The organism is Polaribacter sp. HA6-7 (assembly GCF_055693625.1).
Genome location: NZ_CM146338.1, coordinates 1491996 through 1512396, shown reverse-complemented (window position 1 = coordinate 1512396; position 20401 = coordinate 1491996). Strand labels below are relative to the sequence as shown.

Annotated in this window: 21 protein-coding genes, 2 tRNA genes and 7 pseudogenes; 19 read left to right on the top strand and 11 right to left on the bottom strand. The window is 29.2% G+C overall.

All coding sequences use genetic code 11. The features are described from left to right. Nucleotides 1-10: 10 nt before the first annotated feature. The 10 genes and pseudogenes from lpxD to ACZ1HD_RS08295 all read left to right on the top strand — a co-directional run bounded on the left by lpxD (nt 11) and on the right by ACZ1HD_RS08295 (nt 9584). Complete coding sequence (gene lpxD, locus ACZ1HD_RS08340; RefSeq protein WP_340933881.1) at nt 11-1045, top strand: UDP-3-O-(3-hydroxymyristoyl)glucosamine N-acyltransferase; 1035 nt, start codon at nt 11-13, stop codon at nt 1043-1045. Next, nucleotides 1045-2436: a bifunctional UDP-3-O-[3-hydroxymyristoyl] N-acetylglucosamine deacetylase/3-hydroxyacyl-ACP dehydratase gene (locus tag ACZ1HD_RS08335; protein ID WP_340933884.1), complete on the top strand. Its 1392-nt coding sequence runs from the start codon at nt 1045-1047 to the stop codon at nt 2434-2436. The genes lpxD and ACZ1HD_RS08335 overlap by 1 nt, the downstream gene beginning before the upstream one ends. 1 nt (nt 2437) lies before the next feature. Continuing rightward, entirely contained in the window at nt 2438-3223 is a 786-nt protein-coding gene (lpxA, locus tag ACZ1HD_RS08330; protein ID WP_077809315.1) for an acyl-ACP--UDP-N-acetylglucosamine O-acyltransferase, read from the top strand. Nucleotides 3224-3276: 53 nt separating this feature from the next. Beyond that, the gene (efp, locus tag ACZ1HD_RS08325; RefSeq protein ID WP_340933888.1) at nt 3277-3843 is read left to right on the top strand and encodes an elongation factor P; all 567 of its coding nucleotides are present in this window, start codon (nt 3277-3279) and stop codon (nt 3841-3843) included. 2 nt (nt 3844-3845) lie between these two features. After that, nucleotides 3846-4771 (top strand): annotated as a pseudogene (locus ACZ1HD_RS08320) (UDP-3-O-(3-hydroxymyristoyl)glucosamine N-acyltransferase). Between the two features lie 61 nt (nt 4772-4832). Further along, nucleotides 4833-5705 (top strand): succinate--CoA ligase subunit alpha, encoded by an 873-nt coding sequence (gene sucD / locus ACZ1HD_RS08315; RefSeq protein WP_077809312.1) that lies wholly within the window; start codon nt 4833-4835, stop codon nt 5703-5705. A gap of 103 nt (nt 5706-5808) precedes the next feature. Next, complete coding sequence (gene fabG / locus ACZ1HD_RS08310) at nt 5809-6555, top strand: 3-oxoacyl-[acyl-carrier-protein] reductase (RefSeq protein ID WP_472689170.1); 747 nt, start codon at nt 5809-5811, stop codon at nt 6553-6555. A 336-nt stretch (nt 6556-6891) separates the two neighbouring features. Continuing rightward, nucleotides 6892-7587: a hypothetical protein gene (locus ACZ1HD_RS08305; RefSeq protein WP_472689169.1), complete on the top strand. Its 696-nt coding sequence runs from the start codon at nt 6892-6894 to the stop codon at nt 7585-7587. A gap of 148 nt (nt 7588-7735) precedes the next feature. After that, entirely contained in the window at nt 7736-8683 is a 948-nt protein-coding gene (locus ACZ1HD_RS08300) for a hypothetical protein (protein WP_472689168.1), read from the top strand. Nucleotides 8684-8753: 70 nt separating this feature from the next. Continuing rightward, nucleotides 8754-9584, top strand: coding sequence for a prohibitin family protein (locus tag ACZ1HD_RS08295; RefSeq protein WP_077809310.1), 831 nt, complete (start codon nt 8754-8756; stop codon nt 9582-9584). A 293-nt stretch (nt 9585-9877) separates the two neighbouring features. Here ACZ1HD_RS08295 and ACZ1HD_RS08290 read toward each other — a convergent pair whose 3' ends face one another. The 5 genes from ACZ1HD_RS08290 to ACZ1HD_RS08270 all read right to left on the bottom strand — a co-directional run bounded on the left by ACZ1HD_RS08290 (nt 9878) and on the right by ACZ1HD_RS08270 (nt 10960). Beyond that, a complete protein-coding gene (locus ACZ1HD_RS08290; protein ID WP_472689167.1) occupies nt 9878-10099 on the bottom strand; it encodes a hypothetical protein in 222 nt (73 codons plus the stop codon). Beyond that, complete coding sequence (locus ACZ1HD_RS08285; RefSeq protein WP_472689166.1) at nt 10066-10380, bottom strand: hypothetical protein; 315 nt, start codon at nt 10378-10380, stop codon at nt 10066-10068. The genes ACZ1HD_RS08290 and ACZ1HD_RS08285 overlap by 34 nt, the downstream gene beginning before the upstream one ends. After that, entirely contained in the window at nt 10367-10663 is a 297-nt protein-coding gene (locus ACZ1HD_RS08280; RefSeq protein WP_472689165.1) for a carboxypeptidase-like regulatory domain-containing protein, read from the bottom strand. Before ACZ1HD_RS08280 ends, ACZ1HD_RS08285 begins: the two co-directional genes overlap by 14 nt. A 94-nt stretch (nt 10664-10757) precedes the next feature. Then, nucleotides 10758-10841: transfer RNA gene (locus ACZ1HD_RS08275), tRNA-Leu, on the bottom strand. 46 nt (nt 10842-10887) lie between these two features. Next, nucleotides 10888-10960: transfer RNA gene (locus ACZ1HD_RS08270), tRNA-Lys, on the bottom strand. 115 nt (nt 10961-11075) lie between these two features. Here ACZ1HD_RS08270 and ACZ1HD_RS08265 point away from each other — a divergent pair. Continuing rightward, on the top strand, nt 11076-11570 hold the full coding sequence (locus ACZ1HD_RS08265) for a shikimate kinase (protein ID WP_472689311.1): 495 nt from the start codon (nt 11076-11078) through the stop codon (nt 11568-11570). Here the strand turns inward: ACZ1HD_RS08265 and ACZ1HD_RS08260 are convergent. Beyond that, nucleotides 11562-12064, bottom strand: a pseudogene (locus ACZ1HD_RS08260) (phosphoribosyltransferase domain-containing protein). The gene ACZ1HD_RS08265 and the pseudogene ACZ1HD_RS08260 sit on opposite strands and share 9 nt — an antisense overlap. Further along, the gene (locus ACZ1HD_RS08255; protein WP_079738851.1) at nt 12064-12441 is read right to left on the bottom strand and encodes an RNA-binding S4 domain-containing protein; all 378 of its coding nucleotides are present in this window, start codon (nt 12439-12441) and stop codon (nt 12064-12066) included. Before ACZ1HD_RS08255 ends, ACZ1HD_RS08260 begins: the two are co-directional and overlap by 1 nt. A 79-nt stretch (nt 12442-12520) precedes the next feature. On the opposite strand from ACZ1HD_RS08255, the gene ACZ1HD_RS08250 reads away from it, so the two are divergent. The 3 genes from ACZ1HD_RS08250 to ACZ1HD_RS08240 are packed head-to-tail and all read left to right on the top strand — an operon-like array spanning nt 12521 to nt 13327. Next, nucleotides 12521-12919 (top strand): hypothetical protein, encoded by a 399-nt coding sequence (locus ACZ1HD_RS08250; protein WP_472689164.1) that lies wholly within the window; start codon nt 12521-12523, stop codon nt 12917-12919. Continuing rightward, nucleotides 12913-13125 carry a hypothetical protein gene (locus ACZ1HD_RS08245; RefSeq protein ID WP_472689163.1) on the top strand — a complete coding sequence of 71 codons (213 nt, stop codon included), beginning with the start codon at nt 12913-12915 and terminating at the stop codon, nt 13123-13125. Before ACZ1HD_RS08250 ends, ACZ1HD_RS08245 begins: the two co-directional genes overlap by 7 nt. Continuing rightward, nucleotides 13106-13327, top strand: coding sequence for a hypothetical protein (locus tag ACZ1HD_RS08240; protein WP_472689162.1), 222 nt, complete (start codon nt 13106-13108; stop codon nt 13325-13327). The genes ACZ1HD_RS08245 and ACZ1HD_RS08240 overlap by 20 nt, the downstream gene beginning before the upstream one ends. A 237-nt stretch (nt 13328-13564) precedes the next feature. Here ACZ1HD_RS08240 and ACZ1HD_RS08235 read toward each other — a convergent pair whose 3' ends face one another. The 4 genes and pseudogenes from ACZ1HD_RS08235 to ACZ1HD_RS08220 all read right to left on the bottom strand — a co-directional run bounded on the left by ACZ1HD_RS08235 (nt 13565) and on the right by ACZ1HD_RS08220 (nt 15868). Continuing rightward, entirely contained in the window at nt 13565-13927 is a 363-nt protein-coding gene (locus ACZ1HD_RS08235; RefSeq protein WP_472689161.1) for an outer membrane beta-barrel protein, read from the bottom strand. Continuing rightward, a complete protein-coding gene (locus ACZ1HD_RS08230) occupies nt 13852-14157 on the bottom strand; it encodes a hypothetical protein (protein ID WP_472689160.1) in 306 nt (101 codons plus the stop codon). Before ACZ1HD_RS08230 ends, ACZ1HD_RS08235 begins: the two co-directional genes overlap by 76 nt. A 37-nt stretch (nt 14158-14194) precedes the next feature. After that, a pseudogene (locus ACZ1HD_RS08225) lies at nt 14195-15146 on the bottom strand (transketolase family protein). Nucleotides 15147-15291: 145 nt separating this feature from the next. Further along, a pseudogene (locus ACZ1HD_RS08220) lies at nt 15292-15868 on the bottom strand (Maf family nucleotide pyrophosphatase). A gap of 165 nt (nt 15869-16033) precedes the next feature. Here ACZ1HD_RS08220 and hpf point away from each other — a divergent pair. From hpf to ACZ1HD_RS08195, 5 genes and pseudogenes are all read left to right on the top strand, one after another. Then, entirely contained in the window at nt 16034-16336 is a 303-nt protein-coding gene (gene hpf / locus ACZ1HD_RS08215) for a ribosome hibernation-promoting factor, HPF/YfiA family (RefSeq protein ID WP_077809301.1), read from the top strand. Nucleotides 16337-16372: 36 nt separating this feature from the next. Beyond that, nucleotides 16373-17495 (top strand): annotated as a pseudogene (locus ACZ1HD_RS08210) (alkene reductase). Between the two features lie 100 nt (nt 17496-17595). Then, on the top strand, nt 17596-18009 hold the full coding sequence (locus ACZ1HD_RS08205; protein WP_472689159.1) for a redoxin domain-containing protein: 414 nt from the start codon (nt 17596-17598) through the stop codon (nt 18007-18009). A gap of 107 nt (nt 18010-18116) precedes the next feature. Continuing rightward, nucleotides 18117-18932: pseudogene (locus ACZ1HD_RS08200) on the top strand (YihY/virulence factor BrkB family protein). A gap of 103 nt (nt 18933-19035) precedes the next feature. Beyond that, nucleotides 19036-20359 (top strand): annotated as a pseudogene (locus ACZ1HD_RS08195) (DEAD/DEAH box helicase). Nucleotides 20360-20401: the final 42 nt, after the last annotated feature.

The window sequence follows — 20401 nt, the reverse complement described above, 5'->3', positions numbered from 1 at the left end:
TTTGCGTTTGATGAAATTTAAAGCACAACAAATAGCAGATATATTAGAAGGTGATATCGTTGGTAATCCTGATGAAGAAGTTTCTAAATTATCTAAGATAGAAGAAGGTGAAAAAGGTTCTTTAACTTTTTTATCAAACCCTAAATATAATTCATATATATATACTACAAATGCTTCTATAGCAATAGTTAATAAAAGTTTTATTCCAGAAAAAGATATTACCACTACTTTAATTAAGGTAGATGATGCGTACAAATCATTTTCTAAATTATTAGAGTTTTACAACGAGGTAAAAAATAATAAATCGGGTAGAGAACAACCTCATTTTATTTCAGAATCTTCTTCGATAGGTGATCATGAATATATAGGAGCGTTTGCATACATTGGTGAAAATGTTAAAATTGGTAACAATGTTAAAATTTATCCGAATACTTATATTGGGGACAATACAGTTATAGGAAATAATTCAACAATATTTGCTGGAGTTAAAATATACTCAGATACAATTATAGGTAATAATTGTAAAATTCATTCTGGAGCAATAATAGCTGCAGATGGTTTTGGTTTTGCTCCAGATGAAAATGGAGAATACAATGCAATACCACAAATTGGTAACGTAATTATTGAAGATAACGTAGATATTGGTGCTGCTACAACAATAGATAGAGCAACCTTAGGATCTACAATTATTAGAAAAGGAGTTAAATTAGACAATCAAATACAAATTGCACACAACGTAGAAATTGGTAAAAACACAGTAATTGCCTCGCAAACAGGTATTGCAGGTTCTACCAAAATAGGCGAATCTTGTATGATTGGAGGACAAGTAGGTGTTGCAGGTCATATTAAAATTGGTAATAATGTAAAAGTGTTAGCACAAGCAGGTGTAACCAAAAGTTTAAAAGACAACGCTTTTGTAAATGGAACACCAGCATTTAAGTTTAATGATTATAATAAAAGTTATGTTCATTTTAAAAATTTACCAAAAATAGTAGCAAACATCAATCAATTAGAAGAAGAATTGAAGACTCAAACAAAAAAATAATGAGTAAGAAACAAAAAACAATACAGAAAGAAATTAGTTTATCTGGTGTAGGTTTACACACAGGTAATACGGTTACAATGACAATGAAACCTGCACCAACAAATCATGGTTTTGCTTTTAAAAGAGTAGACTTAGAAGGTGCACCTATAATTGCTGCTAAAGCAGAATATGTTGTAAACACTCAAAGAGGAACTAATTTAGAAAAAAATGGTGTTCAAATACAAACTTCAGAACACGTTTTAGCCGCTGCAGTTGGTTTAGATATAGACAACTTATTAATTGAGATTGATGCTTCTGAGCCACCAATTATGGATGGTTCATCAAAATTCTTTATAGAAGCTTTAGAAAAAGCTGGTGTACAAGAACAAGATGCAGATATAGAAGAGTATGTTGTAAAAGAAATTATTTCTTACAAGGATGAAGTTACAGGAAGCGAAATTATTTTAATGCCTTCGGATGAGTACCAAGTAACTACAATGGTAGATTTTGGCACTAAAATTTTAGGAACTCAAAATGCTACTTTAGATAAAATTGCAGACTTTAAAGAAGAAATTGCAGATGCAAGAACTTTTAGTTTCTTACACGAAATTGAAATGTTACTTGAAAATGATTTAATTAAAGGTGGTGACCTTAACAATGCAATAGTATATGTAGATAAAGAATTGTCTGAAAGTACAATGCAAAAATTAAAAAAGGCATTTAATAAAGAAGACATTGCTGTTAAATCTAACGGAATTTTAGATAATTTAACACTACACTGGGCAAATGAAGCAGCTAGACATAAATTATTAGATGTTATTGGTGATTTAGCTTTAGTTGGTACAAGAATTAAAGGTAAAGTTATCGCGAATAAACCTGGTCATTTAATCAATACTTTGTTTGCTAAAAAATTGGCTAAAATTATAAAAGCTGAAAAAAGAAACAATGTTCCTTCTTTTGATTTAAACTTACCACCGTTATTAGATATTCATCAAATAATGGATATTTTGCCTCACAGACCACCATTTTTGTTAATTGATAGAATTTTAGAACTAACAGATACGCATGTTGTTGGTATGAAAAATGTTACAATGAACGAAAATTTCTTTGTTGGACATTTTCCAGGAGCGCCAGTAATGCCAGGTGTTTTACAAGTAGAAGCAATGGCACAATGTGGTGGAGTTTTAGTTTTAAATACTGTACCAGATCCAGAAAATTACTTAACGTATTTTATGAAAATGGATAAGGTGAAGTTTAAACAAAAAGTTTTACCAGGAGATACTGTGATTTTTAAATGTGAATTAATTACACCAATAAGAAGAGGAATTTGTCATATGCAAGCATATGCTTATGCAAACGGAAAATTAGTTGCAGAAGCAGAATTAATGGCACAAATTTCTAAAATTAAGTAATATGAATCAACCTTTAGCATACGTACATCCACAGGCAAAAATTGCTAGAAATGTAGTAATAGAACCATTTACAACAATACATAATAACGTTACAATTGGTTCTGGTACATGGATTGGTTCTAACGTAACTATTATGGAAGGTGCTATTATCGGTAAAAATTGTAGAATTTTTCCAGGCGCTGTAATTTCTGCAATTCCTCAAGATTTAAAATTCGATGATGAAGAAACAACCGTAGAAATAGGAGACAATGTAACAATTAGAGAATGTGTTACGATTAACAGAGGAACATCCGATAGAATGAAAACTAAAATTGGAGATAACTGTTTAATAATGGCATATTGTCATATTGCTCATGATTCTTTTGTGGGTAACAACTGTATCTTTTCTAATAATTCAACACTTGCAGGTCATGTAACTATTGGAGATAACGTAGTTTTAGCAGGAATGGTTGCAGTTCATCAATTTGCATCCGTAGGAAATCATGCATTTGTAACCGGTGGTTCTTTAGTAAGAAAAGATGTACCGCCTTATGTAAAAGCAGCTAGAGAGCCTTTATCTTATGTAGGAATCAATTCAGTTGGTTTAAGAAGAAGAGGTTACACTACAGAAAAAATTAGAGAAATTCAGAATATTTATAGAATCTTATTTCAAAAAAATTATAATTATACACAGGCTATAGATATAATTGAGGCAGAAATGGAAGCAACGCCAGAAAGAGATGAAATAATTCAATTTATAAAAGATTCTCATAGAGGAATCATGAAAGGATACTTCAATTCTAACTAAAAAGTTTACAATTGATATTAATAATAAAAAAATTATAAAATAAAAACGAAATAATGGCAACAACATCAGATATTAGAAACGGATTATGTATAAAGTATAACAACGACATTTATAAAATTGTTGAATTTTTACACGTAAAGCCAGGTAAAGGTCCTGCTTTTGTAAGAACAAAATTAAAAAGTGTAACCAATGGTAAGGTTGTAGATAATACTTTTCCTGCAGGAAGAAAAATTGATGATGTTCGTGTAGAAACTCACAAATTTCAGTACTTATATAATGAAGGTGATACTTATCATTTTATGAATGAGCAAGATTACACTCAAATTCAACTTCAAAAATCTGCTTTAGATAGTCCAGATTTAATGAAAGAAGGTGAAATTGTAACAATTATTATTAATTCTGAAGATGACATGCCATTATCTGTAGATATGCCAGCAAGTGTAATTTTAGAAGTTACACATACAGAACCAGGTGTTAAAGGTAATACTGCTACAAATGCAACAAAACCAGCAACAGTAGAAAGTGGTGCAACAGTAAATGTACCTTTATTTATTAATGAAGGAGATAAAATTAAGGTAGAGACTACAAAAGGAACTTACCAAGAACGAATTAAAGAATAGCCTTGAAATTCAAAGAATCTCAAACACTCCAACAAATTGCATCATTAATTGATGCTAAATTTATTGGAGATCAAAATTTTAAAATCTTAGGTATTAATGAAATTCATGTTGTAGAACAAGGAGATATCGTTTTTGTTGATCATCCAAAGTATTACGACAAAGCATTAAATTCTGCTGCAACTACTATTTTAATTAATAAAGAAGTTGCTTGTCCGAAGGTAAATCTTTACTAATTTCTGATGACCCTTTTAGAGATTTTAATAAAATAACTAAAAACTTTAATCCATTTATAGCTTCTAAAGTTAGTATTTCTGAAAGCGCATTAATAGGAGAAAATACAGTTATTCAACCAAATGTATTTATCGGAAACCATGTTAAAATTGGTAAGAATTGTGTAATTCACCCCAATGTAACTATTTATGATAATTCAGTAATTGGTAATAATGTTACTATTCACGCAAACACAGTTTTAGGTGCAGATGCATTTTATTACAAGAACAGACCAGAGGGATATGATAAATTAATTTCTGGAGGAAAAGTTATTTTAAAAGACAATGTAGATTTAGGAGCTTCTTGTACAATAGACAAAGGTGTTACTGGTAATACAACGATAGGAGAGGGCACAAAAATAGATAATCAAGTACATGTTGGCCACGATACTGTAATTGGTAAAAAGTGTTTAATCGCATCACAAACAGGTATTGCAGGTTGTGTTGTAATTGAAGATGAAGTAACTATTTGGGGGCAAGTTGGTACAAATAGCGGTATAACAATAGGCAAAGGTGCTGTAATACTAGGACAAACTGGGGTTACGAAATCTGTAGCTGGCGGAAAAAGTTATTTTGGTACACCAATATCAGAATCAAGAGAAAAGTTAAAAGAATTAGCAGAAATTAAACGATTTTTAAAAGATAGAAAGAATTCTTAATTTTCTTTTTTTAAAGTTTCAAAAAGTTATTTTTGCGTAACAAAAATTAAATAGCAAACCAATGAGTGTTTTAGTAAATAAAAATTCAAAAATTATTGTTCAAGGTTTTACAGGTAGTGAAGGTACTTTTCACGCTGGTCAAATGATTGATTATGGAACCAATGTTGTTGGAGGTGTAACTCCAGGTAAAGGAGGTCAAGAACACTTAGGAAAACCAGTATTTAACACAGTTGTAGAATCTGTAGAAAAAGTAGGAGCTGATACCTCTATTATTTTTGTACCACCAGCTTTTGCTGCTGATGCAATTATGGAATCTGCTGATGCAGGAATTAAAGTAATTATTTGTATTACAGAAGGAATTCCTACAGCAGACATGGTAAAAGTAAAAGCTTATATAGACAATAAAGACTGTACATTAGTTGGTCCTAATTGTCCAGGTGTAATTACACCAGATGAAGCTAAAGTTGGTATTATGCCAGGTTTTATCTTTAAAAAAGGTAAAGTAGGTATTGTATCTAAATCTGGTACATTAACTTATGAAGCTGCAGACCAAGTTGTAAAACAAGGTTTTGGTATAACTACAGCAATCGGTATTGGTGGTGACCCAATTATTGGAACTACTACTAAAGAAGCTGTTGAGTTATTAATGAATGATGATGAAACTGAAGCAATTGTAATGATTGGTGAAATTGGTGGTAATTTAGAAGCAGAAGCTGCTCAATGGATTAAGGCTGATGGAAATAGAAAACCAGTTGTTGGTTTTATAGCAGGACAAACTGCACCAGCAGGAAGAACAATGGGGCACGCAGGTGCAATTGTTGGTGGTGCTGATGATACTGCACAAGCAAAAATGAAAATTTTAGCTGAAAATGGAGTTCACGTAGTGAGTTCACCTGCTAAAATAGGAGAAATGGTTGCAAAAGTTTTAAACTAGTTTTAAAATTAATCAATATATAAATTCCCGTTTTTACGGGAATTTCTTTTTTATAGTTGAAAAACTTTGATAGCGATAAGTTTAAAATAATAAATTGAAAATTATGAAATTATTAGAAAATAAATCAGCAATAATAACAGGAGCTACAAGAGGAATTGGTAGAGGTATTGCAGTAGAATTTGCAAAGCAAGGTGCAAATGTAGCATTTACTTATAGTTCTTCTGTAGATGCAGCAAATGCTTTAGAAGAAGAATTAAAATCTTTTGGCGTATCTGCCAAAGGTTACCAATCAAATGCTGCAAATTTTGATGCGGCACAAGAATTAGCAAAAGAAGTTCATAAAGAATTTGGTGCTATTGATATTTTAGTAAACAACGCAGGTATAACAAAAGATAATTTGTTAATGCGTATTTCTGAAGATGATTTTGACAAAGTAATTGAAGTTAATTTAAAATCTGTTTTTAATTTAACAAAAGCTGTCATAAGACCAATGATGAAACAGAGATCTGGTTCTATAATAAACATGAGTTCTGTTGTTGGTTTAAAAGGTAATGCAGGTCAAGCAAATTATGCTGCTTCTAAAGCTGGTATTGTAGGTTTTTCTAAATCTGTAGCCTTAGAATTGGGTTCTAGAAACATTAGAAGTAACGTTATTGCACCAGGATTTATAGAAACAGAAATGACTGCAAAATTAGATGAAGCAACTGTACAATCTTGGCGAGATGGTATTCCTTTAAAAAGAGGAGGGCAACCAATAGATATTGCAAATGCATGTGTATTTTTAGCTTCTGATATGAGTACTTATATTACCGGACAAACATTGTCTGTAGACGGCGGAATGCTAACATAAACTACATTTTATAAAATAAATAAAACCTGTAACAATTTTAACGTTACAGGTTTTCTTTTTTAAAATAGTTATTTATATCTTTCACTAAAATAGTTTTAATTGCAAGCAACAACCATATTTTACATCATTTTAGCTTTATTAGTAAGTATTGTTATTTCATATTTTCAATATTTTTACAAGAATAAAAGCAAGCACAAAGTAAATATTCTTCTTTTTTCACTAAAAAGTATTTCGATTTTTATTTTACTCGTATTATTTATAAACCCTAAAATTAATACTAAATCCTACAAAAATGAAAAGCCGAAACTATCAATTTTAGTAGATAATTCTAAATCATTGCGTTTTTTTAAAGATGAAAATAAATTAGAGAACGTACTTAGCAAGTTAAAAACCAATGAAAAACTACAAAGTAAATTTAATATTGAAACATTTCTATTTGATAAAACATTAAAAGTATCTGATTCTGTAGATTTTAAAGGAAATGAAACCAACATTTACAAATCTTTAAAAGCATTAAATCAATTAAATAAAAAGGAAAATGCGCCAATAATTCTATTATCTGATGGAAACCAAACAATTGGTAATGATTACGAGTTTATAAATTCTAAACAAAAAATTTATCCGGTAGTATTTGGGGATACAACTAAGTATAAAGACTTAAAAATTAGTCAGATTAATGTAAATAAATATAGTTACATAAAAAATAAATTTCCTGTAGAAGTAATTTTAAACTATGATGGTTTAGAGAATGTGAACTCAATATTTAAAATTTATAGCAATGGTAAAACTGTATTTTCAAAGAAAGTAAAATTCAACAAAAATGATAATTCAAAAATAATTACAACAAATTTAACTTCTTTAAAAGAAGGTGTTAATTATTACACTGCAACTTTAGATAAAATTGAAAACGAAAAAAATACTCGAAATAATAGAAAAAAGTTTTCTGTTGAAGTTATAGACGAGCAATCTAAAATACTAATTTTATCCTCTATAAAACATCCGAGATATCGGTGTCTTAAAAAAAGCAATTGAAAGTAATAAACAAAGAAGTGTAACGCTCGAATACACTATTAACAACAACATTGAATTAAATGATTTTCAATTAATTATACTATACAATTTAAATAATCAATTTAAATCTATTATTTCAAACATAAAAGCTAATAATCTAAATTTTTTATTGATTAATGGTATCAATTCTGACTGGAATTTTATCAACAGACAACAATTTGGTTTTTCTAAAAAAGCAATTAATCAAACTGAAAATTATGCACCAATTTTAAATAATTCTTTTTTAACTTTTTTACAAAAGGATATTGGTTTTAATGAAATGCCACCATTGGTTGATAAGTTTGGAGAAATTACTTTTTCTAAAGATTATCAAAGTTTATTATTTCAAAATATCAACGGATTAAATACAGAGCAACCACTAATTTCATTTTTAGAAGAGAACAACCAAAAAATTGGAGTAATTTTTGGAGAAGGTTTATGGAAATGGAGAGCATCTAATTATCTACTAAATAATTCGTTTACAGAATTCGATCAATTTATTGGTAACATTGTTCAATATTTATCTTCTCAAAAGAAAAGAGCACGATTAGATGTAAATTCAGAAAACTTATATCCTGCAAATTCATTAGTAAATATAACAGCATTTTATACAGATAAGAATTACAAATTTGACGCTAGAGCCTCTTTAGAAATTATAATAACCAACAAAGAAACTAAGAAAAACACAAAGTTACCTTTCTCTTTAATCAACAACTCTTATCAAGTTTCTTTTGAAGATCTTGAATCTGGTGATTACACCTACAAAGTTTCTGTATTAGGGCAAAAAATCAATAAATACGGTAGTTTTAAAATAACTGATTATGAGGTTGAAGAGCAATTTACAAGCGCTAACGTAAAAAAATTAGAAAAGCTAGCTAATAAAACAGGAGGGAAGCTATATCATAAAAACAACCATCAACAGTTAATTAACGACTTGTTAAATGATTCTTCTTATTTCACAACACAAAAATCTATTATAAAAGAACAAAATTTGGTCGATTGGAAATGGATTCTTTTGTTAGTTGTCATTTTATTTACATCAGAATGGTTTATTAGAAAATATTTTGGTAAAATTTAATTCTACCTTATAGATTGTTATTCCTAAAGTTATATCGTAAATTTGACTTTAAATTTAATCAATATAACAAATGGCAAATAATCAAATGGATATAAAGTTTCCAAAAGGTGGAGTATTCTTCGTAATTCTTGCAGTTGCTGCATTAATTTTATTCTCAAAATCTACAGTTACTATCGGACCTGGTGAAGGCGGTGTAATTTTTGAAACTTTAGGTGATGGTATTAATACTGAAAAAACGTACGGAGAAGGATTTCATATTGTGGCTCCTTGGAATAAAATGATTGTAAGAAAAGTACGTCAGCAATCTATTTCTGATGAAATGAATGTACTTTCTGTGAATGGATTGGAAGTTAAAGTAAACGGTACTATTTGGTATGAACCAGAATTTTCTAATCTTGGTAATTTAATTAAAACAAAAGGAGAAGATTACGAAAGAGAATTACTAGACCCAGCAATTAATGCTGCTGCTAGAAGCGTTGTAGGTAGATATACACCGGAACAATTATATTCTAGTAAAAGAGATGTAATAGAACAAGAAATTTTAGATGAAGTTAAAAACGTTTTAAAAGATCAATATTTAATTGTAAAAAGAGTTTTAGTTGAAGATGTTAAATTACCGACTACCATTAGAACCGCAATTGAAACTAAATTAAAACAAGAACAAGAATCATTAGAATATGAATTTAGGTTAGCAAAAGCTAAAAAAGAGGCAGAAAGACAAAAAATTGATGCAGAAGGTAAAGCTGTAGCAAATAAGATTTTAAGTGCTTCTTTAACCGATAAAATTCTTCAAGAAAAAGGAATTGAAGCAACTTTAGAGTTATCTAAATCTAGTAACAGTAAGGTTGTATTAATTGGTGCAGGAAAATCTGGAATGCCAATTATATTAGGTAATCAATAAGAAAATATTTCTAAACATTTTAATAAAAAAATCCAGCTTAATGCTGGATTTTTTTGCTTGTATATTTCTTCTATCTATTAAAATACTGTTAAAGAGAATTTAAAATGTAACAAATACTAAAATATGGCGTCTTAATAATATAGATTAGGTCTAAAGTTTTCGGGTAACTATAAATTTAATCATCAAAATAGAATTTAAAAATAACTAAGCCTTAAAAAGTTTAGTTTGTAATTAGTTTTTAATAGTTGATTAAGGTCAGAAATCGTTGGTTTCTCGGCCTTTTTCATTTAAGACTAATTCTTTTTATCCGGAATTTTGTTACGCTCTATTTTCCCCTTTTTTAAGGCTTTGTAATTTTCATAACAATCTAATACTGCTTCAATCATTTGTAAATCTGATGCTTTTTTAATAAAATATTCAGAATAATTACAATCGGTTAATAACTCAGACAATTCTTGTCTATCCATGTCTAAATATTCCATCATAACTTCTCTATCAAACTTACCAGCAAGCATTTTACGCAAGTCGTCTTCTTTTTTAGTTTCTGAAGCTTTCGAAGTTGTTTTGGTTTTTTACCGAATAAATTATACAAGAAATCTACCGGTTGAAACAAGGCTGCAACAGGAGATGAGAAGTTTTTGGCTTGTGGTTTACCAACCTCATAAGTTTGTTGTAGACCATTAATATGTATTCTTGTAAATCTATCTTTAGGCACTTGTTTTACATCAATTTCTAAAACACCTATTAATTTTGTAGAACGAATTACAACTTCTTTTACACTTTCACGGTTTTTCATAAAGCGCAATTTCTAACTCGTTTCCTTTAAGTAAATCGTTTGTAACTTTTAATTTTATTGAAGTAAACCCTAAGTAAGAAACCAAAATAGTATCATTAACTTTTGTTGGTAATTCGAAAAAACCTTTATCATCAGTAATAGTTCCACTAACTGTATTTAGATTCAAAACATGGGCCGCACTTAAGACTTTTTTATTTTCAGCGTGTATAATTTGCCCTTTTAAAACTTTAGTACGTAAAGTGTCTGCTTGAGAGAATGTGCTTAAAGAGGCTAAAAAGCACAAGATTATAATCAGTTTTTGCATAAAAACAAAATTAATGATAATCCGTTATACTTTGGTTAATTATTTGTGAAAGAAGTTATTTTAAGTCAATTTGTGCGCACGAGAAGATTCGAACTTCCACTTTCTTACGAAAACAACCCCCTCAAGGTTGCGCGTCTACCAATTTCGCCACGTGCGCAAATTAATATAAAATAAAAAAGTTAAGCTTTCGCTTAACTTTTTTGTGACCGGGCTGGGGCTCGAACCCAGGACCCTCTCCTTAAAAGGGAGATGCTCTACCAACTGAGCTACCAGGTCTTTTTCTTAAATCGGTTGCAAATATACTATCAATCATTGGATTTATTAGCATAAAAATGATTTTTTTTATCGATATTTGTAAAAAAATAAAAATAATGAAAATTATACTGTTAGGATACATGGCTTCGGAAAATCAACAATCGGTAGAGAAGTTTCTAAAAAGCTGAATACTAATTTTATAGATTTGGATGATTACATCTCTAACAGAGAAAAAATGACAATTTCAGAAATCTTTAAAAATAAAGGAGAAATCTATTTTAGGATAAAAGAAAACAAATATTTAAAAGAAATTTTAGATTCTGAGGAAGATTTTATACTTTCTTTAGGAGGAGGAACACCTTGTTATGCCGGTAATATGGATTTAATTAAAGCGAGTACAGCTACATCTATTTACATAAAAGCAAGCATAAAAACTTTGGTCGATCGTCTTAAGAATGAAAAAAACACAAGACCTCTTGTATCAGAATTAAATGATGACAAATTATCTGAATATGTTGCTAAACATCTTTTTGAAAGACGTTTTTTCTATGAGCAAGCAGATACAACTATTAACTCAGATAACTTAACAAGTAAAGAAGTTGTTACAGAAATTAAAAAATTATTAAACTAAATACGCTAAAGCACCATCGTTACTAAACTCTACCTGAACATGTTCTTTAATAGAAGTTGATAACGAAATTCCTTTAAAATCTGCTTTTACTGGATATTTTTTATGATTTCTATTTACCAAAACTGCTGTTTTAAACCTTTTTAAAGGAACTTCTAAAAAATGTTTAATACCATAAATTAAAGTAGTACGCGAATTTAAAACATCATCAACTAAAATAAGAGGTTTATTCTTGTAATCTTCTACAGAAATGGAAGTTGAAACAGGTAGTAAAGGTTGTTTTTTATTGATATTGACTTCACAAAGTATCACTTTTAATGAAGAAATTTCTTCTAAAATAGTGGCTATTTTTTTGAAAAAACGAAACCATTACCTATAATTCCAGCAACTACAACTTCACTTTCAGAACTATTGCTTTCATAAATTTGATATGCAATTCTTCTAATTTTCTGATTTATTTGAGTGTTATCTAAAATAATATTATTTTCTGCAATCATTACTCTTCTGTTGTATAATCTTGATAATTATCTATATCTCTTCTATCTTTTTTGGTTGGTCTACCAATTCCTTTTTTCCTATAGTAATCTTTTGCATATTTTAAAAGTTCTGTTTTTTCGAACTCTTCTTTTGGTGTCACATCTTTTCGATATTGATCTACCAATTTTGCGCCAACTCTACTTTCTGGTAAATTTAAAACTTTTATTTGATAATTTATCTGATTTTTACGAACTACAATTAATTCGTTACCAAAAACTTCTTTAGATGGTTTTATACTTTTACCATCTATCTTAACTTGCCCTTTTTTACATGCTGTTGTAGCAATACTTCTTGTTTTAAAAACTCGAATACACCACAAATATTTATCAATTCTCATAAAATAAGTTAAAATATAATTTTTGTCTTTTTACAAAGGTATAAAAATGGTAAATTGCACGCTTAAATTTTTAAGTTAAATGAATAAAATAAAAAATATTTTCTTTCTTCTTTTATTAGGAGTGGTAGTAATGTATTCTTGTGATGATGATAATAACGGTTTTTTTAATCCGTTTGCAGACATTAATTATGAAGAATTAGCAATAAAAGATAACGATTCTATTGTAAAATTTTTAAAGAACAATTATTACGACACTGATTTAGATTCTGTAAAAACATTGGTAAGTGGTAAAACTTCATTATTTGAAGATACAGATAAATTAAAATCTTATAAAGTTACAGAAAATGATATTGAACATACTTTATATGTTTACACAATAGAACAAGGTCAACCTTCACCAGTAAAAGGAAACCCAACAGTAATGGATTCTATATATGTAAAATATTCGGTCAAGCTTTTGCAAATACAGAGTTGTTAACTTCTAATTTTGATAGAAATGACACTGGAGCATGGTTAACTTTAAATGCCGTTATTGATGGATGGAAATATGGTTTTACAAATTTTTTAGGAGGAGAATTAAAAAAAGATAGTAATGGCGGAACACTTAACGGACCAATTACATATTTAAATACAGGTAAAGGAATTTTATTTATTCCTTCACGGTTTGGCGTATTCTTCAATTGACACTAACAATTATACAAGTAGTTTAGTAGACACAAACTTAATGTTTTACATTGAGTTATTAGATATCGTAGAAGATACAGATCATGATAATGACGGAATACCTTCTATTGATGAAGATGCAGACGGAGATGGTGATCCAACAAACGACTTTAGTGATAATAGCAATCCTGCTTTACCAGATTATTTAAATCCTAATGTATAATTAGAATTTTTACAATATTTAAAAAAGCTCTTGAATTCTTCAAGAGCTTTTTTTGTACAATTAAAACTAAATTTTAAAAGTTATAAATAATTTTAAAGTAGAATAGGTGAGTAAAATTACCAATTTATGAAACTCTATAAAGCTCTAAAAAAAACAATAAAACTATTTTCAGAATAGTTTAGAACCAAAAAAAGTCCTTATATATACAAGGACTTTTTTAATATTTTATAAATGTTACTATAGCTTTAAAGATAAACCAAAAATAATTTGATCTGTTCTGTTATCTACAGTTACGTTAGCAAAATTTGCTTCAGTTTTAGATAAACCTCTTTCCCAACGAACATCGATACCTATTCTTCCTAATTCGATACCAGCACCCATTTGTAACCCAACAGAAAACTTGTCAAACTCATCTGTAGTTAATCCAGAAAAGCTAAAATCATCTTCTATTATATACTGAAATGAAGGACCAATAAAAACATTGGCAACACCTAAAAATTTCTTACCTAATAAAACAGGAACGTCTAATTTTTTATATTCATATTCTGAAGTTGCATCGTTTGTATCTGTATACTCATTTTTAACTTGTGTAAAAACCAATTCGGTCTAATATACAAACCTATTAAAGGTAATTTACCACGAAACCATAAACCTGCATGATAACCCGATCTAGATTCTCCTCCTTTAATAACATCACTTCCTGTAGAAGAAAAAGTTGCATCACCGTTGTTATTGTAGTTTATACCTCCTTTTAAACCGAAATCGATTTGAGCATTAGAAGTTTGACTAAATGCAAAAGCCAAACACATCATTAAAATTACTTTTTTCATGTTTTTTAGATTTATAGTTTGTTAATGTTAAACGAATTTATTTTCTAGAAATTACTTTTTTAACAGCTTTTACAACTGCAGTTGCGTCTAAACCATATTTTGCCATTAATTGTTCTGGTGTTCCAGATTCTCCAAAAGTATCATCTGTAGCAACAAATTCTTGCGGAGTAGGAGCGTTTAAAGCTAAAGTTCTAGAAACACTTTCACCTAAACCACCTAATTTATTATGTTCTTCTGCTGTAACAATACAACCAGTTTTAGCAACAGATTTTAAAATAATATCTTCATCTAAAGGCTTAATTGTATGAATATTTATAACTTCTGCAGAGATACCTTGAGCTTCTAATTGTTCTGCTGCTTGCAAAGATTCCCACACTAAATGTCCTGTTGCAACAATTGTTACATCTGTACCTTCTGTTAATTGAACTCCTTTACCAATTTCAAATTTTTGATCTGTTGGCATAAATACAGGCACTTTTGGTCTACCAAAACGTAAATAAACTGGCCCATCAAAATCTGCAATTGCAATTGTTGCAGCTTTTGTTTGATTATAGTCACAAGTATTTATAACTGTCATACCTGGCAACATTTTCATCAAACCAATATCTTCTAAGATTTGGTGTGTAGCACCATCTTCACCTAAAGTAACACCTGCATGAGATGCACAAATTTTTACATTTTTACCGGAATATGCAACAGATTGACGAATTTGATCATAAACTCTACCTGTAGAAAAGTTTGCAAATGTACCTGTAAATGGTATTTTACCTCCAATAGTTAAACCAGCAGCAATACCAATCATATTTGCTTCTGCAATACCTATTTGAAAAAACCTTCTAGGTTTTCTTTTATAAATTGATCCATTTTTAAAGAACCAATTAAATCTGCACATAAAGCAACCACATTTGGGTTTGTTCTTCCTAGCTCTGTTAATCCGTCACCAAAACCTGAACGTGTATCTTTTTTTCTGTGTACGTGTATTTTTTCATTATTAAGTTGTAAAAAATGTTGTGTTGTAAATTTTGGTAAAAATAAACTTTTATTTGTCTTTAAGAAAAGAAAACGAAGATTAGAATTCGTTCTTTTTAACATAATTCTCTTAAAACTATAAAAAGACTAAAATCAATCTTAAAATTATAGCTTCATTAACTCACTATAAAGTTTTTGTACTGGCAAACCAACTACGTTAAAATAGCTTCCTTCTATTTTTTCTATACCAATAAAACCAATCCATTCTTGTATGCCATAACTACCTGCTTTGTCAAATGGTTTATAATTTTTGATATAATATTTTATCTCATCCGAAGTTAAATTTTTAAAAGTAACTTTAGTAACATCATTAAATATCTTTTGAAAACTATTGGTTTTTAAAGAAACAGATGTTATCACTTTATGCTCTTTTCCAGACAAATTACTTAACATTTTAAATGCTTCATCGTTATCTTTTGGCTTACCCAATGCTTTGTTTTCTAACCAAACAATAGTATCTGATGTAACTAATAAATCGTTATGGTTTAAGTTTTTAAAAGCTTTCGACTTTAAATCTGCTAAATAATCGGTAATTTCTTCTGCTACTAATTCCTTCGGATAAACCTCGTTAACTGGCTTTAATTCTATCGAAAAATCTATTTCTAAGTCTTTAAAAACTGCTGTCTTCTTGGTGATCCGAAGCCAGTATAACATTGTATTTTGATAATTTTTGTTGAATCATGTGGTTAATTTAAAACAAATTTAATACTATTTATACATTTTAGTTATACGAAAATCGTTTTTTGATATGAGTTCAAATTAGAATCTTAAAGACAACTTTTTCGCTGTAAGTATTCTTAATTTTACATCAGAAAATTTAATTATAAATTAAAAAATGTAAGAGATTATGACTATAAATTTTGAATACCACGATGTAGAGGCTAGCGAGAGGTTAGAAGAATTTACAAAAGAAAAATTAGAGCATTTATACAAAAAATTTAATATGATTGTTAGAGCAGATGTGTTTTTTAAAACAGAAAATACAAGCTCTGATGAAACCGGAATGATATGTAACATTCGTTTAAGTGTGCCAGGGCCAAGGTTATTTGCAGAGGCTACAAACAGTAATTTTATGAATTCTATATCAGAATCTATTAAAGAACTAGACAAACAATTAACAAAAAAGAAAGGTAAAATGGCAACTTATTAAAAAGTCATTTAGAATTTCAATCAAAAAAATAGAATTATGAAAAAATCATATTTATTACAAAACTTTAATAATATTACAGATCTACCTTTAAACAACAGAGTTGTAATGGCGCCTATGACAAGAAGTAGAGCAGACAACGACCAAAATGTTGCTACCAAAGATTTACAAGGTTTGTATTATAAACAAAGAGCATCCGCAGGTTTAATAATTACAGAAGGATCACAAGTTTCTAAGCAAGCTGTTGGTTATATTAATACTCCTGGAATTTATAGCGAAGCGCAGACAGAAGGTTGGAAAAAAGTTACTGAAGAAGTACACAAAGAAGGCGGTAAAATATTTATTCAGTTATGGCATGTTGGTAGAATTTCTCATCCAGATTTTCATAACGGAGCATTACCATTAGCACCTTCTGCGGTTAATGCAAATGTGCAAGTATATACGCCAGAAGGAGAAAAAGATACAGTAACACCTAAAGAAATGTCTTTAGAAGACATTAATCAAACAGTTTTAGATTTTAAAAATGCAGCCAAAAATGCAATGACTGCTGGTTTTGATGGTGTAGAAATACATTCTTCTAATGGTTATTTATTTCATCAATTTTTTAACGAAGAATCTAACATTAGAACAGATGAATACGGTGGAAATGTAGAAAATAGAACTCGATTTTTCTTTGAAGTTTTAGACGCTGTCAAAGAGGTTGTTCCGAGAAAGTAAAATAGGTGTACGATTTAATCCTTCTTTAAACGGAATTTTCGGAATGAAAGTTACAGAGAATTCAATTCCAACTTTCGAATACCTTTTATCAGAATTAAACGATTATAATTTAGCCTACGTGCATTTATCAGAACCTTTTACAGATGTTTCTGATGTGCCACATGCAGTTACAAACATAGCAAAACATTTTAGACCAATTTATAACGGAACTTTAATGATAAATGCTGGTTTTGATGAAGCGTCCGGAAATAAAATTATAGAAGATGGTTATGCCGATTTAGTAGCTTTTGGTAAACTATTTATTTCGAATCCAGATTTAGTAGAACGTTTTGAACAAGATGTAGATTTAGCAGATTGGGATAACGATACTTTTTACACAACTGGTAAAGAAGGATATACAGATTATGAAAAAGCTACGATAGATGTAAGTGAAATTAAAAGATAAAAAATGATTAAACCAAGACAAGTAGTACCCGATTTAACTATTAACTTAGTTAACGACACAAAATGGAATTTAAAAGACCAAAAACCGAGAAAATTTTACTTTGATATTTGTTTACAGAGGAAAACACTGTCCGGTATGTAAAAAACAATTAGAACAAGTAGAGAAAAAGATAGCAGATTTTAAAGAAAGAGGCGTAAACTTAATTGCAATTAGCGCCAACTCAGAAGAAGTTGCAAAAGAGACTTACAAAGAATGGGAAATAGAAAACTTACCTATTGGATATGACTTTTCTATTGAAGAAGCCGAAAAATGGGGATTGTTTATTTCTAACGGAATTAGTGATAAAGAACCAAAACAATTTATTGAACCAGGTTTATTTTTAATTGATAAAGAGCATAAAATGTATTGGCAGTCTATACAATCGATGCCTTTTGGACGACCTAATTTAAAAGATGTTTTAGGCGGAATAGATTATATTTTGAAAGAAGGATACCCTGCTAGAGGAGAAGATTAAATACATTTAAACTTCCAATATCTATAAAATGATATTGGAAGTTTTTATATTACACCAAATTATAATAACGTGCAATTAAAAAGACTTATTAAAGATTTACCTAGTTTATTAAAAAAACAGGCACAAATTGGCTTAATAGTGAACCTTTTGAGCTTAGTGCTATTGTTGCTTATTATGCTATTTTATCTTTACCTGCATTACTAGTTATAATTTTAAATTTAGTTGGTAATGTCTCGGGAAAAGAAATAGTACAAGGAGAATTGTTAGATGAAATAACCAAAGCAGTTGGTGTACAAACTGCCGAGTCTATTAGATTAATGATGTTAGATAGAGGAGATGAAAGTGTTTCTATTTTTACAACAATTATTGGTTTTGGAACTTTATTTTATGGTGCAACAGGTGTTTTTTACCAACTACAAGCTGCATTCGATAAAATCTGAAAACTCCGAGAAAACAAACAAGAAAACGGTTTTATAAAAATGATTTTTAGTAGAATAAAAAGCTTTGGTTTCATTTTAATAATAGGTTTTTTATTACTGATAAGCTTTGTGTTAACAGCTTTAATTAGCACTTTTAATAAAAGAATCGAAAAATTCTTACCAGAAAGTTTATTCGAACATATTTATATTATAGATTTTTTAATGTCTGTTATTTTTATTTATGTACTTTTTGCAGCAATGTTTAAATACTTACCAAGCATTACTGTAAAATGGAGAGCTGTAAAAATTGGTGCTGCAGTAACCGCAATACTTTTTGTAATTGGAAAATTTTTAATGGCTTGGTATTTTAATGAAATGGAACCAGGCTCAACCTACGGTGCGGCAGGATCTATTATTTTAATTATGCTTTGGGTATCTTACTCTAGTTTAATTCTTTTTTTGGGGCACATTTTACCAAAGTATATGCAGATACTTATTTTATAAAATAAACTTCTAATAGGTAAATAAGATTATTTACAGAATTATACACTTTAAGCAAGAAGTCTAACTATCTTTGTAGCCTATTTAATTCTACAAAACTGCAGTAATGGCAAATCATATTAAAGATCAAAAGGAAATTTTACAAAAACTGAATATTAGTCAGTTAAATCCGATGCAAGAGGAAGCTATTGCTACAATCAAAAAAATACAAATACAATTTTATTATCTCCTACAGGAACTGGTAAAACATTAGCTTTTGCTTTACCCTTATTAGATTTTTTAGATCCGAGAGATAGAAGAAATTCAGGCGTTAGTATTAGTTCCGTCTAGAGAATTGGCTATACAAATAGAACAAGTTATTCGTTCTATGGGTTCTGGATATAAAGTAAATGCAGTTTACGGCGGAAGACCCATGTCTAAAGATAAAATAGAATTAAAGCATTTACCAGCAATCTTAATAGGAACTCCTGGTAGAATATCAGATCATTTTGCAAATGAACGTTTTTCAAAATCATATATTAAAACTTTGGTTTTAGATGAATTTGATAAATCTTTAGAAGTAGGTTTCGAATATGAAATGAGAGGTGTTATCAATCAATTATCGGCTTTAAATAAAAGAATCTTAACTTCTGCAACACAAGGTGTTGAAATTCCTGATTTTGTAAGAATGGATAAACCAAATACGGTAAATTATCTTAAAGCTACAACTTCTAAACTTCAAATAAAAACAGTTGTATCGCCTGCTAAAAATAAACAAAACACACTTTTACATTTATTGAATCATTTAGGCAATCAGCAAGGAATCATTTTTTGCAATCTAAAAGATAGTATCAATACTGTAAGTAATTTTTTAGAAAGTAAAAATATTAAGCATGGTTGCTTTAGTGGCGGAATGGAGCAAAAAGATAGAGAAAGATCTTTAATAAAATTTAGAAATGGTACCAATCAATTATTAATTGCCACAGATTTGGCTGCAAGAGGAATTGATGTGCCGAAATGAAATTTATCATTCATTATGAATTACCAAGTGCCGTAGAAGAATTTACACACAGAAATGGTAGAACAGCTAGAGTTTCTGCTAAAGGAACTGCTTATGTTTTAAAATGGAAAGATGAAAGAGTACCCGATTTTATTAAAAATGTTGAAGTAGCAAACATATCTAAACAAGCGGAAAGAAAAGCTGTTTTTTGGGAAACACTATTTATTTCTGGTGGAAGAAAAGACAAAATTTCTAAAGGTGATATTGCCGGTTTATTTATAAAGCAAGGTAAACTAACTAAAGATCAACTTGGTGTTATAGAATTAAAACAAGATTGTGCATTTGTTGCTGTGCCTGCAAGTTTAACTTCGGTTTAGTAGATAAATTAAACAACTCTCGTTTAAAGAAGAAAAAGTTAGAATTTACGAAGTCTAATTTTTTTGAATTTTAAGTTTCATTTTATCCATCAGAATTAAAAATAAAGAAACCTAAC